This window comes from Streptomyces sp. NPDC054047, from assembly GCF_055585065.1.
In genome coordinates this window covers 705,280-724,080 of record NZ_JBVJKV010000003.1, presented here as the reverse complement: position 1 = coordinate 724,080, position 18,801 = coordinate 705,280, and the positions used below count along the sequence as shown (strand labels likewise).

Here is an 18,801-nt window from a genome sequence, read left to right as displayed (position 1 = left end):
GTGCTCTCCCGCACGCCAGACGCCTTCTAACGGGGTTCCCTCAGCCGTTGAAGCGCTCCGGGTCGGGTCCGGTCCGCTCGTCGCGGTTCAGGGCGGAGATCTCACCGATGTCGCCCTCGCTGAGCTCGAAGTCGAAGAGGTCGAAGTTCTCCTCGATGCGCTTCTGGGTCACCGACTTGGGGAAGACGATGTCTCCGCGCTGGATGTGCCAGCGCAGCGTCACCTGTGCGGGCGTCTTGCCCACCCGCTGCGCGATGCGGCTGATGGTGGGGTCGTCGAGCACCTTGCCCTGCGCGATGGGCGACCAGGCCTCGGTGGCGATCTCGTGCTCGGCGCCGAAGGCCCTGACGTCGTCCTGGGTGAGGTAGGGGTGCACCTCGATCTGGTTGACCGCGGGCACCACGTCGCTGTCCTGCAGCAGCCGGCGCAGGTGGTGGGGCTGGAAGTTGGAGACTCCGATGGCCTTGGCGCGGCCGGAGCGGTAGATCTCCTCCAGGGCCTTCCAGGTCTCCACGAAGTCGCCCTTGCCGGGCAGCGGCCAGTGGATGAGGAAGAGGTCCAGGTAGTCGAGGCCCAGGTCGTCCATGGTGCCGTCGAACGCCTTGAGGGCGTCGTCGTGCGCATGGGCGCCGTTGTTGAGCTTGCTGGTCACGAAGATGTCGGCGCGGTCGATGCCGGAGTCGCGGACCGCCTGGCCGACCTCCTTCTCGTTGCCGTACATCTGAGCCGTGTCGATGTGCCGGTAGCCGGCCTCCAGCGCGGCCAGCGTCGTCTCGCGGGTCTCCTCCGGCTCGATCTGGAAGGTGCCGAAGCCGAGCTGCGGGATCTGCACCGCGTTGTTGAGGGTGATGGCGGGTACTGCGGTCACGATGGCTCTCCTTGTACTGCTGGGTACTGCTGGTGTCGCGTGCAGAGGGCTGCGTGTCAGGACTGCTGTCCGTTCACTCGGCCGCAAAACACTCGTATGGGCATCTTTTGTCCCGCCGTCGAGGTGCGGGACGCGGCCGGACGGTTCAGCCGGCGATTCCGCGCAGTTGCGCGTCGGGCGGCAGAATCCTGACGAGCTTGCGGTTCACGAACTCCCGCATGCCGAGCCGGGAGAGCTCGCGCCCGTAGCCGGAGCGCTTGATGCCGCCGAACGGCAGGTCGGGCTGGGTCGAGGTGGGGTGGTTGACCCAGACCATGCCGGTCTCCACGCGCTCCGCCACCCGGCGGCCCCGCTCCACGTCCGCGCAGAACACGGAGCCGCCGAGGCCGTACTGGCTGTCGTTGGCCAGGGCGATCGCCTCGTCCTCGTCGGCGACGCGGTAGATGACCGCGGCCGGCCCGAAGAGCTCCTCGGCGTAGGCGCGCATGCCCGGCTTGACGCCGGTGATGATCGTCGGCTCGACGAAGGCGCCCGGGCGGTCGATGCGGTGGCCGCCGGTGACCAGTTCCGCGCCCTGGTCCACCGTCTCGCGGATCTGGTCGGCCAGGTCGGCTGCCGCCTGCTCGGAGGAGAGCGGGCCCAGGGTGGTCGCCTCGTCGGCGGGGTCGCCCGGCTCCAGCGCCTCGAACCTGCGGCGCATGCCGTCGACGAAGTCGTCGTAGACGTCGTCGAGCACGATGAACCGCTTCGAGGCGACGCAGCTCTGGCCGGTGTTCGCCATCCGGCCGGCCACCGCGGCGCCGATCGTGCGCTCGAGGCCCTCGCCGTCGAGGACGATGAAGACGTCGCTGCCGCCGAGCTCCAGGAGGCTGGGCTTCATGTTCCGCCCGGCCCGTTCGGCGACCTTGGCGCCCGCGCCCTCGCTGCCGGTCAGGGAGGCGCCGCGCACCACCGGGCTGTCGATGACGCGTGAGATCTCCTCGTGGCTCACGAACAGGTTCGTGTAGACGCCCTCGGGGGCCTGCGCGTCGCGGAAGAGCTTCTCCAGGGCGCGTGCGGACTGCGGACAGATACCGGCGTGCTTGACCAGCACGGTGTTGCCGAGGACCAGGTTGGGGCCGGCGAACCGGACCACTTGGTAGAGCGGGAAGTTCCACGGCATGACGCCGAGCAGGACACCGAGGGGTTCGTTGACGAGGTACGCCTCCCCCTCCTCGACGTCGAGCGGTTCGGCGGCGGCGAAGTCCGGCCCGTGCCGGGCGTAGTACTCCAGGATCGACGCGGCGAGATCCACCTCTCCGCGCGCCTCGGAGATGAGTTTGCCCATCTCCAGGGTGATGATCTGGGCCAGCTCTTCCTTGCGTTCCTTCATCAGTCCGGCCGCTCGTGCGACGACGGCGGCGCGTTCCTCGATCGGCCGATTGCGCCATGCGTGGAACGCGTGGTCCGCGGTTTCCAGCGCGGAGTCGACTTCTTCGCCCTCGATGACCGGGAACTCCTCGAGGGTTTCCCCCGTGTACGGGCTCACGGTCGCAAACGAACTCTTGCGCTGATCCGACATGAACTCTCCAGGACGACGAATGAGGGCATCGGGCGGAACGTCGCGTTCCGCCCTTCCCGGGGTACCCGACATCGCGAAGCGCAAACCGTTCATATGTGCCAAAAGGGTGCGCATGTTCCCCGCGGGAATCGGACGCCCGGCGGCAGAACCCTGCAGGGTCACCCCTGACTGCCCGCCGCCCTCGTCGCGGGGCCCACATGGATGCGCAGGTCGCCGAACCGGTGGGACGGCCAGTCGCGCGCGTAGCCGGGCGGCCCGTCCTTCGTCGTGGCGAGGGCGGCCGTCGGCGTCCGCCCCGCGGTCCGCAGAAGGTTCGCCGTGGTGGTGCTGGCGTTGTGCCCCTGCGTCTGGGCCGAGGAGCACCCGGCGTAGAAGGCGATCGGCAGCGCCTCCTGCCCGGTCACCACGCACGGCGGCCGTACGCCGAGACGGTGGAGCTCGGCCGCCGTGCGCGCCCAGTCCTGGCGGGCGCCGGTGGAGCGGCCCACCGCGTCCTCGAGCACCGCGTACTGCACGGCCACATGCCCGGCGAGACCGAGCGCGACCAGCGTCAGCGCCACCGGCCGCCACGACGGGCGCGGGGCGGTGACCAGGTGGACGAGGGCGTCGGCGACCGGGATGGCGAGCAGTGCGTAGAACGGCAGCAGGAAGCGGGGCGCGGCGTATCCGATCATGAACAGGTACGGGGCGCTCGCCGTCGCGGCGCAGACCAGCGGCAGCAGCGTGCTCGCGGTGCGGCGGGCCCTGACCGCGACGACCAGCGCGAGGGCGGCGAGCAGCGGCAGGGCGAACCACCACGCGATCAGCTCCGGCGCCGGAACCGAGCCGGTGCACGGGCGGCACAGGGTCTGCCCGCGCAGGCTGCGCAACTGGTCGAGGACGGCGATGTTCCAGCCGAGGCCGCCCTGGATCCGGGAGGCATCGGCAAGGCGCGCGCCCAGACCGCCGAAACTGGCGTACGCCTCGACGACCCACGCGACCGCGCCCGTCCCCAGACCCACGACCAGCGCCGCCAGCAGCCGCGGGCGACGCCACCGGCGGGCGCACACCACCAGAACGAGCAGCGGAAGGATCACCCAGACGGCGTCGGTGGGCCGCATCCACGCCATCAGCGCCGCGCTCGCGCCCACGCCCCACAGTGCGGCCCGGTCGCGGCGGTCCACCTGGGCGCGCAGGAAGCATCCGACCCCCGCGAGGGCGCCGATGGCGACCCAGTAGTTGGGCATGACCTCCGGGCCGTAGAACACGGTCACCCAGAGCGTCGCGAACAGCGCGCCGGCGAGGGCCACCACCCGTACGGGGAACAGCCCGCGCCAGACGCGCAGCGCCAGGAACAGGCCGAGTCCGGACAGCAGGGCGAGGTAGATCCGCAGGAGTGAGGTGGACGACGACCAGGAGGCGATCGGCGCGGCCAGCAGGGAGATCCCACGGGAGCGGGGTGCGCTGAAGAACGCCGCGGGAGCGTGGCCGCTGACCTGGCTGACGTACACCGCCTCGTCCCAGCCGAGACCCATTCCGGGCCGGACGAGCACCAGTTGTGCCAGCGGGAACGCCACCGCCACAGCGGCCGTCCAGCCGTGACCTCCGATGCGCCGCGGAGTGCGCACGGCCCGCGTCGGGCCGCGGTAGTCCATGGCGACGAGCGGAACGTTCAAGGTCTTGGCCATCGCACGCCGTTCCCCCTACACGCTGTAGGGCTCCTCTGCTGACCTACAGGGCGCAGGACAGAAAGCCGGTACAAACGTGCACAAATTAACCCGCGCGCTCCGGAAGCGCAGCGCGAAGATCGGCGTCACGGTCGAGTTGCACGGCGTCCGGGTCGACGGAGTGACCGCCGACCCGGACCGGTGCACCCGCGCTCACATCTGTTGTGGCTGATGAGCCGTCAAAGGCAGCGCGGGAGAACCTGGGTCAGCGGCACAGGGCCTCGACCACCACCTTGTCGACACGCTCCCTGCGTGCCTCGTCGTTCAGCTGCTCGGTCACCGCGACATTGGCGGCGCGGCCGTCGTCGGTGGCTCCGCCCCGGGTCTCGTATCCCGGGAAGCTGCCGCCGTGGCCCCAGTAGAGGCCGTCACCGCACGGAAGCGGCTTGCTCACGATCCCCAGGCCGTAGCGGGCCCCGGGTCCGAAGGTCTCCGCGGCGGGGCGGGTGGAGCCGCGCATCTGGGCGAGCTGGGTCCGCGACAGGAGGTCGCCGGACAGGAGCGCGGAGAAGAACCGGTTGAGGTCGGAGTTGGTGGAGACCAACTGGCCCGCGGCCCACCCCCAGGAGGGGTCGATCTCCGTGATGTCCTGCAGCGGCGCGTCGGCCGAGTCCCGGTAGTAGCCGTGGGGGTGCGGTCCTCGGATGGTCGCGTCGCCGGGGGCGGGGAAGTAGGTGTGGCGCAGTCCGATGCGCTTGATGATGCGCCGGTCCATTTCCTCGGCGAGGGAGTGGCGCGTGACCTCCTCGACGATCAGGCCGGCCAGCACGTAGTTCGTGTTGCTGTACTGCCACTTCTCCCCGGGGTCGAACCCGGCCTCGTGCCGGAGTGCGATGTCGAGGAGCTCACGGGGTGCGAAGTAGCGGACTTCTTCCCCGAGGTAGTTGCTGTAGTTGGGCAGTCCGCTGGTCTGCTGAAGGAGATGGCGGACGGTGATGCGGCTTCCGTCGATGCCCTTCCCGCGGACGAGGCCCGGCAGATAGGTGTCGACCGAGTCGTCGAGGCCGATCTTGCCTTCGCCGACCAGTTGCAGCACGACCACCGCGGTGAACGTCTTGGTGTTGCTGCCGATCCGCACCCGGCCGTCCCTGGGCACCTTCGAACCGGTGGCGAGATCACCGACCCCCGCGGTGTAGGAACGGGTACGGCCCTCGCCGTCCCGGACACCGGCCAGCGCGGCCGGCACGCCGTCGGAGTGCACCAGTGAGTTCAGGCCCTGCTGGACGGTGTCCGGCTTGGCGGTGTCCCGCTTCGCGGTGGCGTACGCCGCGGTGGGCGACAGGGCACCCACCGCCATGACGCCGACGACCACCGCCGCCGCGGCCTGCACGGCTCTGCGCCGACCGCCCTGCTGCCTGGGAGAACTGAACCTCTGCCATACCTGCTCACGCACGAGCCGACTCCTACGGATTGATCGGAAAACCAGCGGTATTCGCCGGACCCAGCATTTCCGTAGGTGATCGTCCGGGGCGATCCTGCTGACCGCCCAGGTAGAGGTAGGGCTAACCCCCGTAACCCCTGCCGACGGGATGCCCGGGGGGGGCAGGGCTCAGCCCGCGATCGAGTCCAGCTGCTCGGCCGCGGGGCGCAGCGCCCACAGATCGCCGCCGGGCGGCGTCTCGAGCTTGGGGACCGCCTTGCGCGCGGCCTCGTCCCCGGCGTCGGCCGCCGCGTGGACGACGTCGCTCGCCGCGAACCGGTGGAACTCCAGCTCGGGGTGCGGCCACTTCGCCGCCCCCGTGGCGGCGGGCAGCAGATAGCCGACGGCCTTGAACAGGCTCTGCCCGTCGGGGCCCTGGTGCGCCCAGAGGTCCACGCCCACGTTCCTGCCGATGGCGGCGAGCCGGGTGTAGGCGACCAGGTCGAAGGTCGAGTAGTGCCAGCTCCGCGTCCGGGCAAGCTCCTGCGGCTGACTGCCGTCGCCCGCGATCTGGGGGTCGATGCGGCGGGCACGGGCGTCGAGTACGGTGCGCCGGGCGAGGGCCGTGTCGCCCGTGGCGTGGGCGAGGGCGGCGACCTGTAGGTCGTAGAACGTGCCGTGGTTGTTCTGCGCGGCGCGCTCCTGCTTGCCGAAGTCGCTGTCGACGAGCCAGCCGAGGAAGTCCTTGTTCCACTTCGCCATGGCGGAGCGGTCGCTCTTCGACCACCCGGGTGCGCCCGTGCCGAGGATCGCGATGGCGTCCACGACGCTCGTGTACGACTGCGAGAAGTCGATGATGCCGATGGCCCGGCCGTCGTACTTGCAGGGGATGAACTGCGCGTGGTCCAGGTTCGGGTTCATCCGGGTGGCCGGATCGAGGAACCAGGTGCGCAGCACGGAGGCGGCCTTCTCGGCGTACCGCTTCTTGCCCGTGTAGTACCAGGCGAGCGTGAGGTCGTACGTCGAGTCGAAGACCTTCTCCACGTCCTGCCGGTCGGTCCCGGTGTCGACCTCGGGGTTGCGCTGCCCGTCGCGCTGTTCGTAGGGGCAGCCCCATGGGTTGTCGGCGGTGGGGGCCTGGGTGGGCCACCAGTAGGGGGCCTGGCTCAGATAGTCGTGCACGTCGCCGCCGGGCGCGGGCTTCGGCTTGTCGACGACCGTCCAGGGCCCCTTGTCGATCCAGGCGTCGGCACGGGCCGTCAAGTCCCGTATGGAACGCTTCAGTTGGGGGTCGCCGCGGTCCAGGCGGAGCTTGGTCAGCTGAAGCCGCTTGCCGTCGAGCACGGCGGTTCGCGGGGCGGCTTCGCGTGCGGCGGCGTTCGTGGCCGGCATCAGGACGGAGGCGAGGGCTGCCGCCGCGGTGAGCAAGGCGCCGAACCGCACTCGGGATCTTGCGCGCATCACACACACTCCAGTCGCGGACGAATCATGGATGAGTCATGAGCGAGTCACGGATGTGAACAACGTTCGCCATACGGACCGGGTGAGCGTAGAACCCATGGGGTCACCCAGGCAACGGGTGCGACAAGAAGGGGCGCGGCTTCCGGGTCTTCCTCCTCCGCGGCTTCACCGAGTCGGGACTTGAGGACGCTTCAGGACGCTCAGGACGTGGGCGGGTCGTCGAAGCTGGCGAAGTAGGCAGCGGCCATGTCCTCGTCACCGTGTCCGGCCTCGGCGGCGCGCGCCAGGCGGTCCGCGCTCGCGGCGGCGACGTCCAGGCGGACGCCGTGCCGCCGCCCTGCTTCGACGATGAGGCGGGCATCCTTGACCGCCGTGTTCACGGCGAACTGCGCAGGGGACAACTGGTCGTTCAGGACGAGTCCGGCCTTGGCGCGCAGGTACGGCATGTCGAGGCCGCCGCCCGCGATGGTGTCGAAGAAGCTCTGCGGGTCCACGCCGAGGGCCTGCGCCAGGGCGAGGACCTCGCCGGCCGCGTTGGTGGTGGCGATGACCCAGCTGTTGGCCACGAGCTTGAGCCGGGTGGCGCTGCCGGCCGCCCCGTCCTCGCCGGTCCACACGGTGCGGGCGCCGACCGCGTCCAGGACGGGGGTCACGGCGGGGCGGTGCTCGCCGGGCCCGGCGGCGAGCACGACCAACTGCCCGGCCTCGGCGGGCTCCCGGGTGCCCAGCACCGGGGCGTCGAAGAAGACCAGCCGGTGCTCACGGGCGAACTCGGCCAGGCCGCCGATCGCCTCGATCCCGGCGGTGGTCGACTGCACCCAGGCCGCGCCCGGCCGCAGCGCCTCGGCGGCCTGCCGCATGACGTCGAGGGCGGCCGGGCCGTCGTACAGCATGGTCAGCACGGCATCGGCGCCCGTGACGGCCTCGGCGGGGGTGTCGCAGACCCGCACGCCGTCGGCGGCGAGGGGTTCTGCCTTGTCGCGGGAGCGGTTCCAGGCGCGGACGGTGTGTCCGGACCGGGCGATGTTGCGGGCCATCGCGGCACCCATGATTCCCGTGCCCAGGACAGCGACGGTGAGGTCGGCAGCGGGCGGGCACTGCTCGGGTCGGCTGCTCGCGTTCTGCGTCGTCATGGGAGGCGCCTTTCGCATAGGGATCACAAGAGATGCAGAAGATACGGGAGATGCGGCAGATGCCCGGCAGGGGCTCGCGAGCATCCTCACGGAGGGCCGGCGATGCCGCCGTCCGGCGGCAGCATCCGACGTTACGCCGCCCTCACCCGGTGGGCGACGGGCGGCAGTTGACCTTCCCTGCGATCGACCCCCTCCCCTCCATCTAGGACGGCATCTGGCCTATATGACCCATAGCGTGGTCCTCGACCGGTGGGACAGGAACACGGAAGGCGGAGGCCATGACTACAGACGAACGCACCCCCCAAAGCCCCTCACAGGACATCGCCGTCACCGGTGAGCGCGCCGAATGGCTGGACACGCTGGCCAAGCACCGGCACTTCCTGCGCTTCACCACCCGCGACCTCACCGACGAGCAGGCAGCCCTGCGCACCACCGCCAGCGAGCTGTGCCTCGGCGGCCTGATCAAGCACGTCGCCGAGGTCGAGCAGAGCTGGGTGGACTTCATCCTCAACGGCCCTTCGGCGATGGGCGACTTCACCGCCATGACCGAGGCCGACTGGGCCAACAGGAGCGACGAGTTCCGACTGCTGCCGGGCGAGACGCTGGCGGGCGTACTGGCCTTCTACGAGGAAGTGGCCCGTCGGACCGACGAACTCGTCGCCACCTTGCCCGACTTGAACGTCACGTGGCCGCTTCCGAAGTCCCCGTGGTCCGAGCCCGGTGCGCGATGGTCGGCCCGCCAGGTGCTGATGCACATCGTCACCGAGACCGCACAGCACTCCGGCCACGCGGACATCATCCGTGAGTCCATGGACGGCGCCCAGAGCATGGCCTGAGCCGTGCCCGCGGAGGCCGCCCGCCTGACTTACTTTTCAGTTTATGGATGGGGGCCTCCGCGGACGCCGGCGCTACTTCTCCCGCAGCAGCGCCAGCTCGGCGTCGACGGCGCCGCGCATCAGGTCACGCGCGTGGTCGATCTGCAGCCCGCCGCTGAGCCATCGCATGCTGAGCCCTTCCAGCAGGGCGGTCAGCCGCTCGCCCGCCGCCGCGAGGGCGGGCGCCGGGGTCGTCGGCGTGACCTGCCCGAGGAGGGCCGCCACCTCCTGCACCCACACCAGGGTCGCCCTGGCGAGATCCTCCCGCAGCACCTCGTCGAAGACGGCGCTCGCCCGCAGCTCGCCCCAGGCGGAGCTGTTCTCCCTGACCACCGGGGTGTCCTGAAGCTCCAGGAGGAGGGTCTCCTCCAGTTCCGCACGCGGAGCGAGCGGTGCTGCGTCCGGTGCGCGCCCGGTGGTGTAGCGCTCGGCGCGGTCGTTGATGAACTCGAGCGTGTGGCGCAGGATCCCGGTGCGGTCCTTGAAGTGGTAGTAGATCAACCCGGTCGATACGCCCGCCTCGGCGGCGAGCTCTTCGACACGCAGGCCGCGGACACCGCGACGGGCGATGAGCCGTGCGGCCGCTTCGAGGATCTGAGTAGTGCGAGACGCCATGGATCCGAACCCTATCGGGCCGTTCGCGGCCCGGTGATCTCGGGCGACCGGACGGAGCGCCGTACCGCCGGGTGCCGTATCCGCACCAGAAACACTCCCCTCTTTGACTGAATTTTCAGTCCGTGTCAGAGTCGAGGTGTCGAGCGGCTTCGGCAGGACCGCGGTGCGGCGCGCTCGTCGCGCGCCCCGCCCTGCCGATGGATAGCTTGATCCCCATCACGATGATCGGAGTTCACCGTGTCCCCCCTCCTCCCCCGCCGCTCCTCGCGTCCCTCCCGCCGCTCGGCCCTCCGCGCCCTCGCCGGCATCGGCACCGCGGTCCTCGGAGCATCCGCGTCGGCGTGCGGGACCGGTGACGAGCCCGCGGGCGCCGCGATCGCCGACGGTGACGAGGACACGGCGGCCAAGGATCTGCGCATGGGTGCCGAGTGGGAGAGCCACGCGCGCACCTTCATGTCGTGGCCGGCCCTGGAGTCGGTGTGGGAGGGGGACCTCCGGTACGTGCGCGAGGACATCGCCCGCGTCGCCCGCGCCATCGCGGAGTACGAGTACGTCGTGATGATGGCGAGGCCCGACCAGCAGGCCGCCGCGCAGAAGGCCTGCGGGCGCGACGTCGAGGTCGTCCCGCTGGCCGTCGACGACCTGTGGGCCCGCGACACCGTGCCGGTGTTCGTCGAGCAGGACGGCGAGGTCGTCGGCGTCGACCTGAACTTCAACGGGTGGGGCGACAAGCAGGAGCACACGCACGACGGCCGGGTGGGCCGCACCCTCCTGGCGGAGTACGACATCCCCCGCAGGAAGGCCCCTTTCGTCTCCGAGGGCGGCTCCGTCGAGACCGACGGCGAGGGGACGCTCCTCATCACCGAGAGCTCGATCGTCAACGACAACCGCAACCGCGGGAAGAGCCGGGCCCGGATCGAGGCCGAACTCAAGCGGACCCTGGGCGTGGAGAAGGTGATCTGGCTGGCCGGCGTGCGCGGCGAGGACATCACCGACGCGCACGTGGACAGTCTGGTGCGCTTCACCGCGCCGGGTGTGGTGCTCCTGGACCAGGCCTTCCCCGGGACGCCCGCCGACTCCTGGTCGCGCGCGGCCGACCAGGCCAGGGCCGTGCTCAGCGAGGCGACGGACGCCAGGGGCTTGTCCTTCGAGATCATCGATCTGCCGCAGCCCGACCTGGACAGGATCACCGGCGAGGGCGACGACTTCGTGTCGACGTACGCCAATTTCTACGTCGCCAACGACTCCGTGTTCATGCCCAGGTTCGGCGACCGCAAGGCCGACGACCGCGCCAGGAGCATCCTGCGCGAACACTTCCCCAAGCGCGACATCGTGCCGGTCCGGATCGACACCATCGCCTCCGGTGGCGGCGGCATCCACTGCTCCACGCACGACCAGCCCGGCAAGCCGGTCGACTGAGCCCGGCCGCCCCGTCGGCCGTGCCGCCCCGGGGGCCGTCTTCTCGATCGGTGGAGCGGTGAGCGGTGCCCCCTGGGGTTGGCCGGTCGGCCGCCGCCGGCCGGTCAGCCCCAGGGGACTCTGGGGGGCTTCTGCTACGCGACCGTTCAGTTGCCGCCGGCGCCGATCTCGGCGCCGACCGCTGCCAGTGCGGTGGTCACGGGCTGGAAGAACGTCTCGCCTCCCGCGGTGCAGTCACCGCTGCCGCCCGAGGTGAGGCCGATCGCGCTCCCGTCGGCGGTGAACAGCGATCCTCCGCTGTCCCCCGGTTCGGCACAGACGTCGGTCTGGATGAGGCCGGTGACGGTGCCCTCCGGGTAGTTGACCGTGGCGTTGAGGCCGGTGACCGTGCCGTCCTGGAGGCCGGTGGTGCTGCCCATGCGGGACACCTCGAGGCCGACGGCCGCCTCGGCGACCTGCGCGATCTCCACGGTCTGGCCGTCGCCCGTGTTGACCGCGCTGGGCGCCTCGGTGGCCGGGTCGTCGTAGGTGACCAGCGCGAAGTCGCCCTCCCCCGGGAACGTCGCGGCCTGGACCGTGCCGATGGCCGCGCCGTCCTGGGCGTCCGACCAGCTCTCGGCGGCCACCCCGCAGTGCCCGGCGGTGAGGAAGCCGGGGCTGCCGTCCTCGGTCGTCACGTTGAAGCCGAGCGAGCAGCGTGCGCCGCCGCCGAAGATGGCGTCTCCGCCCGCGGCGAAGGGCTTGAACTCTCCCGTGGACTTCTGGATGCGGGCCATGCCCGCGCCGAGCGACTCGACGGTCGCCTCAAGCTTGTCCCAGCGTTCACCGGTGACCGTGCGGTCCGCCGTGACCACGATCTGGTTGGTCTTGGGGTCCGTGGCCCACGCGGTACCGGCCATGGTCGCCCGCTCGGCCAACGTCTTTGTCGCGGTGCCCAGTTCACCGGTGCTGTTGTCGACGCTGCGCGCCACCGCTCCAGCTCTCCTCACCTCGACGTTCACGTCGTTGTCGTTGCCCACGACGTTGACGACGAGCTGCTGCTTGTCCTCGTCGTAGTACGCACCGCCGTAGGCATCACCGAGCTGTGAGGCCAGCCCTTCGACCACCTGCGTCGCCGATGCCGCGCTGAGCTTCTCGGCAGGGGACTGCGAGGCGTTCTCCGTCCCGGACTGCGAAGCGTTGGCCTGCTGCAGCAGGACGCCCGTGGCGACCATGCCCATCACCGCGGCCCCGGCCAGAACGGCCTTTCGCTTGGGTATTCGCTTGTGCCTCAACTCGTCGCCTCCTGTGCGGATGCCGTATCGACCACCGACCGAAGCCGGGGACATGTTCGGCTCTAGATACGCGTGGGGCGACAGTTGTGTTCATCCATGCGACTGCGGAGGCCTGCTGACGGATGGTCAGCACGTTGCGCCCTCGTGTTCCACGAGCCCGGCGGGCGCGGCCGCCTGTGCTCCGACCGCGCCCGCCCCGTCAGGACGCGTTCGGGCCCACGTCCGCTGCCGTGAGGGGACGGCGGAGCGGTGCCGTCGTGGCGTACTCGTCGGCGCCGATGTCCCGTGCGGTGCCGCGCGGGTGGCCGTCGATGTCGTCGGCCACGGCCGGGCTGCCCAGCGTCGCCTTGCCGATCGCGGGGCTGCCCGCCGACAGCCGGGACACCCCGTCGGACTCCTTCCGCAGGAGCGGGTCGACCCGCGTGTAGCCGCCCGCGGGGATGTTGCCGTTGGCCGCCGCGCCCCACAGGATGTTGCTTCGCCAGGTGAAGCCGGTGGTCTTGCCCATGGCGACCAGGCTGCCGGAGTCGCCCACCAGCAGGTTGTCGGCGATGACCACCTTCTGGGGTTCGTAGTCCCGGGTCTCGCCCGAGAGCGTGTCGGCGTTGCCGACCAGGGTGTTGTGCACGATCACCGCGCGGTCGCACGCGTCGTTGCCCCGCCGCTCGTCGGCCGTCTCGCCGGAGTGGTGGTCGCGGGTGCTGCCGCTGCCGACCACCAGTGCCCGCCCGGACAGGCCCGCCATGAAGTTGTTGACCACCAGATGGTCGTTTCCGTACAGGCGCACGCCTTCCTTGCCGCCGAGCAGGTAGTTGCTCTCGACCCGGGTGCGGTTGCCGTGGCGCAGGACGATGCCGCCGAGGCTGTCGCGGATCGTGTTGTACCGCACGGTGTTGTCGGAGGACTTCACCGAAATGGCCTCGGGGTCTCCGTCGCAGCGCTCGAAGAGGTTGTACTCCACGACGGCGCGGGCGCCGGACAGTGCCCGGGGGCTGACGCCGAGGCGGATCGGCTCCCCTCCGTTGGCTCCGGAGAAGCTGTGGTCGGAGAAGTAGTTCCGGAGGATGTGCACGCGCTGGGCCATGGCGGTGCTGCCCGCGCCCTCGACGCAGAGGAAGACGCCGAGGGTGGTCTTGCCGTGGAAGTGGTTGCGGTCGACCTTGCTGTCGTCGGCGCGCACCATCACCCAGTGCAGGCCCTCGATGTCGGCGAGTTGGAAGTCGTTGCGGGTCAGCCGGATGCGCGAGCAGCTGGCCGGTATCTCCAGGGTGGTGCTCTGGCGGAACGCGAAGCCGGTGACCGTGATGTTGCTGGAGTCGCTGAAGACGAAGCCGCGCTCGCCGCGGAGCACCGCGCCGCCACGGGACGCGGAGGCGATGGTGATGGGGGCGTCCTGCGTGCCGTTCTTCCCCGAGACGTTGATGGAGCCGCCGGACGGGACGGTGTAGGTGCCGTCGGCCAGGACGATCCGGGCACCGGGCGCCGCGCTGTTGATCGCCTTCTGCAGGTCGTTCAGGGAACCGACCGTTGCGGACGCGCCGGTCTCGGCTGCGTCCGCGGTGCGCAGGGTGGCGAGCGGCACGGCGGCCAGGGCTGCTCCTAAGGCCGTGCCGGTGAGGAAGGTGCGGCGTTGCATGGTGCCTCCATGGGGGTGTTGGCGGGTGTGGCAGGTCTGACGGTGAGGGCGGATGCGGCCGCGGTTTCAGCCGACGGCGGGGGTGTCCAGGCGCGTGTCCTGGTAGGTGTCCAGGAACAGCTCGATGACGGGCACGGGGGTGTCCGGCCGCTGGACGGGGAGTTGGAGGGTGAGGGTCCCCGCGGGCTGCCCGCCCATCTCGGTGTTGAGCGCGGGCTCGCCGGGGGCGATCTCGATCCGGGTGATCTCGGACGCGTCGTTGAGCAGTTGGGCGTAGCGCACCCGGCCCGCGAGGCCCGGCAGGTGCAGGTGGCGCAGCGGCCAGGAGAACAGGTGGACGTAGAGCCGGTCGCCGCGCTGCGTGTAGCGGCAGTCGGCGGGGGCGGTGTACGGGGAGGGGCCGCAGCCGCGGACCGACCGCTCGTGCAGGTCCGTCCACCGGCCGAGATCGCCGAGTACGGCGACGGCACGCGGGTCGAGGTCGCCGCGGCCGGTGGGGCCGACGTTGAGCAGCAGGTTGCCGCCCTTGGACACGCCGTCGACGAGCATGCGGATCAGCAGGTCGGCGCTCTTGTGGTCGAGGTTGTCGCGGTCGTAGCCCCAGCTGCCGTTGAGCGTCTGGCACGCCTCCCAGACAACGGGCCGCCCGTCCTTGGTCATCGGTCCTGCGGGCTGGTACTGCTCGGGGGTGACGAAGTCGCCGGGCAGGCCCGTCCTGTCGTTGACGAGGACGTGCGGCTGGAGCTCCCGGATCAGTTCGAGGAGCTTCGGCGCGTCCCAGTCGTCGGCGCCCTTGCCGCCCCACCAGTGGCGGCCCGCGTACGAGAAGTCGAAGAAGAGGTAGTCGACCTGTCCGAAGTCCGTCAGCAACTCGCGTACCTGGCCGTGCAGATAGCGCCGGTACTCGCGGATGTCGCGGTCGGCGGTGGCGGCCTTGAACTCCTCGTCGTCGCGCTGCGGGTGGGTGCCGTCCACGGGGAAGGACGGGTGGTGCCAGTCGATCAGCGAGTAGTAGAAGCCGACCTTGAGCCCCTCGGCGCGGCACGCCTCGACGAACGGCGCGACGAGGTCGCGGCCGTACGGGGTGTTGGTGACCTTGTAGTCGGTGAGGGCGCTGTCCCACAGGCAGAAGCCGTCGTGGTGCTTGGTGGTGAGCACGACGTACCGCATGCCGGCCGCCTTGGCCGTCCTCGCCCACTGGCCCGGGTCGTAGCGGTCGGGGTCGAAGTGGTCGAAGTAGACCTGGTACTGCTCGTCGGACTGCTTCTCCCGGTTCTTGACCCATTCGTGCCGGGCGGCCAGGGAGTACAGCCCCCAGTGGACGAACATGCCGAACCGGGCGGTGGTGAACCAGGTGGTTTCCGGGGTCACGGAGGTGTCGCTCCTTGTCGTCGGTACGGGGTGGTGCGGCACGGCGGGCGCGGTCAGCCCTTCAGGGCGCCGGAGGAAAGGCCGTGCACGAAGGAGCGTTGGAAGAAGAGGAAGACGATCACGGAGGGGAGCAGGGCGAGGAGCGCGGACGCGAGGACCACTCCGGGGGTGACGTGGGGGTCGATGCGCAGGGTGCGCAGCGCCAACGGCAGGGTGTAGGAGGAGGAGTCGGTGGCGACGAGGAGGGGCAGCAGGTACTGGTCCCAGATCATCGTGAAGCCGAAGACTCCGATGACCCCGAGCGCGGGCTTGCACATCGGCAGGATGATCTGGGCGAAGATGCGCAGGTCACCGGCGCCGTCGATGCGGGCGGCCTCTTCGAGTTCCTTGGGCACGTCCTTCATGAACTCGGTCATCACCAGGATGGAGAATCCCCAGGCGCCCAGCGGGACGATCATTCCCGCGAGGGTGCCGATGAGGTTGAAGTGGACGACCGGCAGATCGGCGAGGATCAGGGAGAGCGGGAGCGCCAGGATCTCCTCGGGGAGCATCAGCGTGGCCAGGATCGCCACGAGGGCCAGCGTCATTCCGGGGAAGACCTTCCGGGCCAGCGCGTAGCCGGCCAGGACGGAGACGGCCACCTGGAGCAGCAGGCCGAAGCCGACCACGAAGAACGAATTGAGGAGGTACCCGAGCACGCCCTGGTCGAAGGCGATCCTGAAGTTGTCCAGGGTGGCGCCCGTGGGGATGACGCTCAGCTGCGTGGGGTCCTTGACCCTGCTGAAGGCGCCGACCAGCAGGGCGAGGAGCGGCCCCGCGAAGAGGATCAGGACCACGAGGTACGTGGTGGCCCGCAGGATCCGCCCGCCCGTGCTCCTGCTCTCGGTCAGGCCCAGGGCGGTCTCGGTGGGCGCGTTCATTTGCTCTCCCTGCGGCGCACGAGGTGGACGACGACCGTCAGGATCAGCGTCGTGATGAACAGCAGGACGGCTCCCGCCGCTCCGACGCCGAGCCGGTTCTGTTCGAGGCCGAGCTTGTAGATGAGGGTCATGACGACCTCGGTGGAGCCGTCGGGGCCGCCATTGGTCAGCAGGAAGACCTCGGTGAACACGCGCAGGCCGCGGATGGCGGCGAGGATGAACAGGATCGAGAACACCGAGCGCAGTCCGGGCACCGTCACGTGCCACACGCGCTGGAGCCTGGAGGCGCCGTCGACCTTGGCGGCCTCGTACAGACCGCGGTCCACGCTCGCGAGCCCGGCGAGGAAGATCATCATGTCGTAGGGGGCGCCCCGCCAGATGCCGGTGAGCATGATGGACACGAGCGAGGAGTCGGGGTCGTTGATGAATCCCGAAGGGCCGAACCCCACCAGGCCGAGCACCGAGTTGAGCATGCCCTCGTCGGTCGGGTGGTACATGATCCGCCACAGTTCGGCGACGACGGCGATCGGCACCACGACCGGCAGGAACGCCGCGGAGCGCACGATCCCCAGGCGGCGGCCCTGCCCTTCCATCATCAGCGCGAGCGCGAGACCCAGGAGCATCGAGCCCGCCGTCTGTCCGGCGGCGAGGACGACGGTGTGCCAGGCGGCCTCGCGGAAGCCGTCGGAGCCGAGCACGGTGGCGTAGTTCTCGGTGCCGACCCACCGGTTTCCGAGGTAGGGCTGAACCTCCTGGAAGGACATGGTCAGCGCGTTGGCCATGGGGATGAACTTGAAGTACAGGAAGAGCAGCAGCGCCGGGGCGAGGAACAGCCAGGGCGTCCACCACCGGCCCGCCCGGCGGCTGCGTCCGCGTCGGTCCGCGGCGGCCCCGCCGTCCGGACCTCCCGCCGCGCCGGTGCTCCCCCGTGCGCGGAGCGGGGCGCGTTTGACCTGGTCGAGGCTCATGGCGCGGAGATTCCCTGTTCCTCGAGGAGGCCGGCGAGCTGCTTGTCGAGGTCGCGCAGCTCCTTGTCGGTGTTCAGGTCGCAGTCGGCCATCAGGGCGTTGATGGTCTCGGCAGTGGTCTGGCGCACCGCGGTCCAGTTCGGGATGGAGGGGGCGTACCTCCCCGAGGAGCGGTAGATGTCGTCGTAGGTCTGCCAGCGGGGGTCCGGGCGGACCTTGGAGATGTCGACCGTCTTGTTGACGGGCAGTTGGACGGTGAAGCCGGTGTCTCCCCGCATCCCGGTTCGCTGGCCGTCGGCGGAGACGGCGAAGTCGGCGAAGGCATCCTGGCCGGCCCGGTTCGCGGAGCCCGCCATCAGATAGAGGGAGCCGCCCTCGGCGAGCACGGTCGCGTCCTTCGGGCCCTTGGGCATCGGCACGACCTCGTACTTGTCCTTGCCGAGCACCTCGTCGAAACGGGGCAGCAGATAGGGGCCGACGGCGAACATGCCGGTGCGGCCCGCCTCGAACGTCTCGTTCGTGGGCGGGGTGTCCATGGTGACCGCGCCGGGCTGGATGGCCTTGTCCTTGCAGCCAAGGTCGCGGAACCACCGCACGGCCTCGACCGACTGCTTCGTGGTCATGGCCGGCTTGTACTTGCCGTCCCCGGCCCCGGTGATGAAGTCTCCGCCCGCGGCCCAGAGGAAGTTGGAGAAGTACCAGGAGGCGTAACCGCGCTTGGTGGAGAGCGGGGCGGCGAGTCCGAAGGTGTTCTTCTTGCCGTCGCCGTCCGGGTCCTCGGTGGTGAAGGCCTGCGCCATCTTCGCGAAGTCGTCCCAGTTCTCGGGGACTTCGAGCTTCAGCTTCTTGCGCCAGTCCTTGCGGATGAGCAGCCCGGTGGCCTGCGCCGAGTACGGCAGGCTGAACTGCTTGCCGTCCAGGCTCTTCCCGGAGTCCAGACCCTGGGCGGTCACCTGCCCGCTGTTCTTGATCTTGTCCAGGTCGATCTCACGGAGCAGGCCCTGTCCGTGCAGGGCGCCGAGCTGCGTCACGTCGTTCATGACGATGTCGGGGAGGTCCTTCTGCGCGGCCCGCTGCTGGAGCTTGGTCTCGAAGTCGTCGAAGATGGCCGTCACTTCGACCTTGAGGCCGGTGGACTTCTCGAAGGCGGCGGCCAGGGCGAGCGTGCCCTTCTCCCCCGGCCCGCCCGGTGTCGTCCGGGTCCACAGCTCGAGCTTCGCCTTGGAGTCCTGCTCGACGTCCGCTCCCGCGGGACCTGATGTACAGCTGGTGAGGATCAGTGCCGATGCGAGGAAACCCGCACCGATCCACCGTGATCTCTGCATCACAACTCCCGTGTCACTGCTTCACAGCCGCCCCTAGTAAGCGCTTGCCGGGGACGCTAACGGGGCAGCAAATCCCGGGTCAATACTCCGATGAATACAAAATTTCCCCGGCACCCCACGAGACGCCGACCGCAGGCCTCCGCCGTACACCACTCCCCGGGCAGTCGCCTCCACACTGGGACGGAGACACCGAACTCCCGTCCACCGACGCAGGGTTAACGCAGTACGAGCAGTACGCACCGACACCTGAAGCGAATCAGTCATCCGATGTATCGTCGCCCTGAGGGGCAAATATCCGAGATTTCGAAC

At 70.0% G+C, this 18,801-nt stretch carries 15 protein-coding genes; 2 read left to right on the top strand and 13 right to left on the bottom strand.

Annotated features, from left to right (window positions below; all coding sequences use genetic code 11):
- Positions 1-40 precede the first annotated feature (40 nt).
- From ACZ6ZP_RS14885 to ACZ6ZP_RS14860, 6 genes are all read right to left on the bottom strand, one after another.
- Positions 41-868, bottom strand: a complete 828-nt coding sequence (locus tag ACZ6ZP_RS14885) for an aldo/keto reductase (RefSeq protein ID WP_351156520.1) — start codon at positions 866-868, stop codon at positions 41-43.
- Positions 869-1,013: 145 nt separating this feature from the next.
- Positions 1,014-2,429: an NAD-dependent succinate-semialdehyde dehydrogenase gene (locus tag ACZ6ZP_RS14880; protein ID WP_469406978.1), complete on the bottom strand. Its 1,416-nt coding sequence runs from the start codon at positions 2,427-2,429 to the stop codon at positions 1,014-1,016.
- Between the two features lie 158 nt (positions 2,430-2,587).
- Positions 2,588-4,096 carry a hypothetical protein gene (locus ACZ6ZP_RS14875; protein WP_469406976.1) on the bottom strand — a complete coding sequence of 503 codons (1,509 nt, stop codon included), beginning with the start codon at positions 4,094-4,096 and terminating at the stop codon, positions 2,588-2,590.
- 244 nt (positions 4,097-4,340) lie between these two features.
- A complete protein-coding gene (locus ACZ6ZP_RS14870) occupies positions 4,341-5,528 on the bottom strand; it encodes a serine hydrolase domain-containing protein (protein ID WP_366464226.1) in 1,188 nt (395 codons plus the stop codon).
- A 156-nt stretch (positions 5,529-5,684) separates the two neighbouring features.
- The gene (locus tag ACZ6ZP_RS14865) at positions 5,685-6,956 is read right to left on the bottom strand and encodes an alginate lyase family protein (protein ID WP_366464225.1); all 1,272 of its coding nucleotides are present in this window, start codon (positions 6,954-6,956) and stop codon (positions 5,685-5,687) included.
- A 200-nt stretch (positions 6,957-7,156) separates the two neighbouring features.
- Positions 7,157-8,089: an NAD(P)-dependent oxidoreductase gene (locus ACZ6ZP_RS14860; protein WP_383817058.1), complete on the bottom strand. Its 933-nt coding sequence runs from the start codon at positions 8,087-8,089 to the stop codon at positions 7,157-7,159.
- Between the two features lie 278 nt (positions 8,090-8,367).
- On the opposite strand from ACZ6ZP_RS14860, the gene ACZ6ZP_RS14855 reads away from it, so the two are divergent.
- Entirely contained in the window at positions 8,368-8,925 is a 558-nt protein-coding gene (locus ACZ6ZP_RS14855; protein WP_351156530.1) for a DinB family protein, read from the top strand.
- A gap of 72 nt (positions 8,926-8,997) precedes the next feature.
- Here the strand turns inward: ACZ6ZP_RS14855 and ACZ6ZP_RS14850 are convergent, their stop codons facing one another.
- The gene (locus ACZ6ZP_RS14850; RefSeq protein WP_366464223.1) at positions 8,998-9,579 is read right to left on the bottom strand and encodes a TetR/AcrR family transcriptional regulator; all 582 of its coding nucleotides are present in this window, start codon (positions 9,577-9,579) and stop codon (positions 8,998-9,000) included.
- Between the two features lie 237 nt (positions 9,580-9,816).
- Here ACZ6ZP_RS14850 and ACZ6ZP_RS14845 point away from each other — a divergent pair, with 237 nt between their 5' ends.
- Positions 9,817-10,998 carry an agmatine deiminase family protein gene (locus ACZ6ZP_RS14845; RefSeq protein WP_469406972.1) on the top strand — a complete coding sequence of 394 codons (1,182 nt, stop codon included), beginning with the start codon at positions 9,817-9,819 and terminating at the stop codon, positions 10,996-10,998.
- A 146-nt stretch (positions 10,999-11,144) separates the two neighbouring features.
- Here ACZ6ZP_RS14845 and ACZ6ZP_RS14840 read toward each other — a convergent pair whose 3' ends face one another.
- The 6 genes from ACZ6ZP_RS14840 to ACZ6ZP_RS14815 form a co-directional block, all read right to left on the bottom strand.
- On the bottom strand, positions 11,145-12,326 hold the full coding sequence (locus ACZ6ZP_RS14840; protein ID WP_361463851.1) for a S1 family peptidase: 1,182 nt from the start codon (positions 12,324-12,326) through the stop codon (positions 11,145-11,147).
- 145 nt (positions 12,327-12,471) lie between these two features.
- Positions 12,472-13,908, bottom strand: a complete 1,437-nt coding sequence (locus ACZ6ZP_RS14835; RefSeq protein WP_468613015.1) for a chondroitinase-B domain-containing protein — start codon at positions 13,906-13,908, stop codon at positions 12,472-12,474.
- A gap of 66 nt (positions 13,909-13,974) precedes the next feature.
- Positions 13,975-15,321: an alpha-L-fucosidase gene (locus tag ACZ6ZP_RS14830; protein ID WP_469406970.1), complete on the bottom strand. Its 1,347-nt coding sequence runs from the start codon at positions 15,319-15,321 to the stop codon at positions 13,975-13,977.
- An 11-nt stretch (positions 15,322-15,332) separates the two neighbouring features.
- The gene (locus ACZ6ZP_RS14825) at positions 15,333-16,199 is read right to left on the bottom strand and encodes a carbohydrate ABC transporter permease (protein WP_351156543.1); all 867 of its coding nucleotides are present in this window, start codon (positions 16,197-16,199) and stop codon (positions 15,333-15,335) included.
- Positions 16,196-17,167, bottom strand: a complete 972-nt coding sequence (locus ACZ6ZP_RS14820; RefSeq protein ID WP_469406969.1) for a carbohydrate ABC transporter permease — start codon at positions 17,165-17,167, stop codon at positions 16,196-16,198. Before ACZ6ZP_RS14820 ends, ACZ6ZP_RS14825 begins: the two co-directional genes overlap by 4 nt.
- Positions 17,164-18,492, bottom strand: a complete 1,329-nt coding sequence (locus ACZ6ZP_RS14815) for an ABC transporter substrate-binding protein (RefSeq protein ID WP_361463858.1) — start codon at positions 18,490-18,492, stop codon at positions 17,164-17,166. The genes ACZ6ZP_RS14820 and ACZ6ZP_RS14815 overlap by 4 nt, the downstream gene beginning before the upstream one ends.
- Positions 18,493-18,801: the final 309 nt, after the last annotated feature.

What these genes read in the sequence shown, in the direction of transcription:
- ACZ6ZP_RS14855 (WP_351156530.1), top strand. Translation starts at nt 8,368, where the DNA reads ATGACTACAGACGAACGCACCCCCCAAAGCCCCTCACAGGACATCGCC.
- ACZ6ZP_RS14840 (WP_361463851.1), bottom strand. Translation starts at nt 12,326, where the DNA reads ATGTCCCCGGCTTCGGTCGGTGGTCGATACGGCATCCGCACAGGAGGC.
- ACZ6ZP_RS14880 (WP_469406978.1), bottom strand. Translation starts at nt 2,429, where the DNA reads ATGTCGGATCAGCGCAAGAGTTCGTTTGCGACCGTGAGCCCGTACACG.
- ACZ6ZP_RS14875 (WP_469406976.1), bottom strand. Translation starts at nt 4,096, where the DNA reads ATGGCCAAGACCTTGAACGTTCCGCTCGTCGCCATGGACTACCGCGGC.
- ACZ6ZP_RS14865 (WP_366464225.1), bottom strand. Translation starts at nt 6,956, where the DNA reads ATGCGCGCAAGATCCCGAGTGCGGTTCGGCGCCTTGCTCACCGCGGCG.
- ACZ6ZP_RS14835 (WP_468613015.1), bottom strand. Translation starts at nt 13,908, where the DNA reads ATGCAACGCCGCACCTTCCTCACCGGCACGGCCTTAGGAGCAGCCCTG.
- ACZ6ZP_RS14850 (WP_366464223.1), bottom strand. Translation starts at nt 9,579, where the DNA reads ATGGCGTCTCGCACTACTCAGATCCTCGAAGCGGCCGCACGGCTCATC.
- ACZ6ZP_RS14815 (WP_361463858.1), bottom strand. Translation starts at nt 18,492, where the DNA reads ATGCAGAGATCACGGTGGATCGGTGCGGGTTTCCTCGCATCGGCACTG.
- ACZ6ZP_RS14860 (WP_383817058.1), bottom strand. Translation starts at nt 8,089, where the DNA reads ATGACGACGCAGAACGCGAGCAGCCGACCCGAGCAGTGCCCGCCCGCT.
- ACZ6ZP_RS14825 (WP_351156543.1), bottom strand. Translation starts at nt 16,199, where the DNA reads ATGAACGCGCCCACCGAGACCGCCCTGGGCCTGACCGAGAGCAGGAGC.
- ACZ6ZP_RS14820 (WP_469406969.1), bottom strand. Translation starts at nt 17,167, where the DNA reads ATGAGCCTCGACCAGGTCAAACGCGCCCCGCTCCGCGCACGGGGGAGC.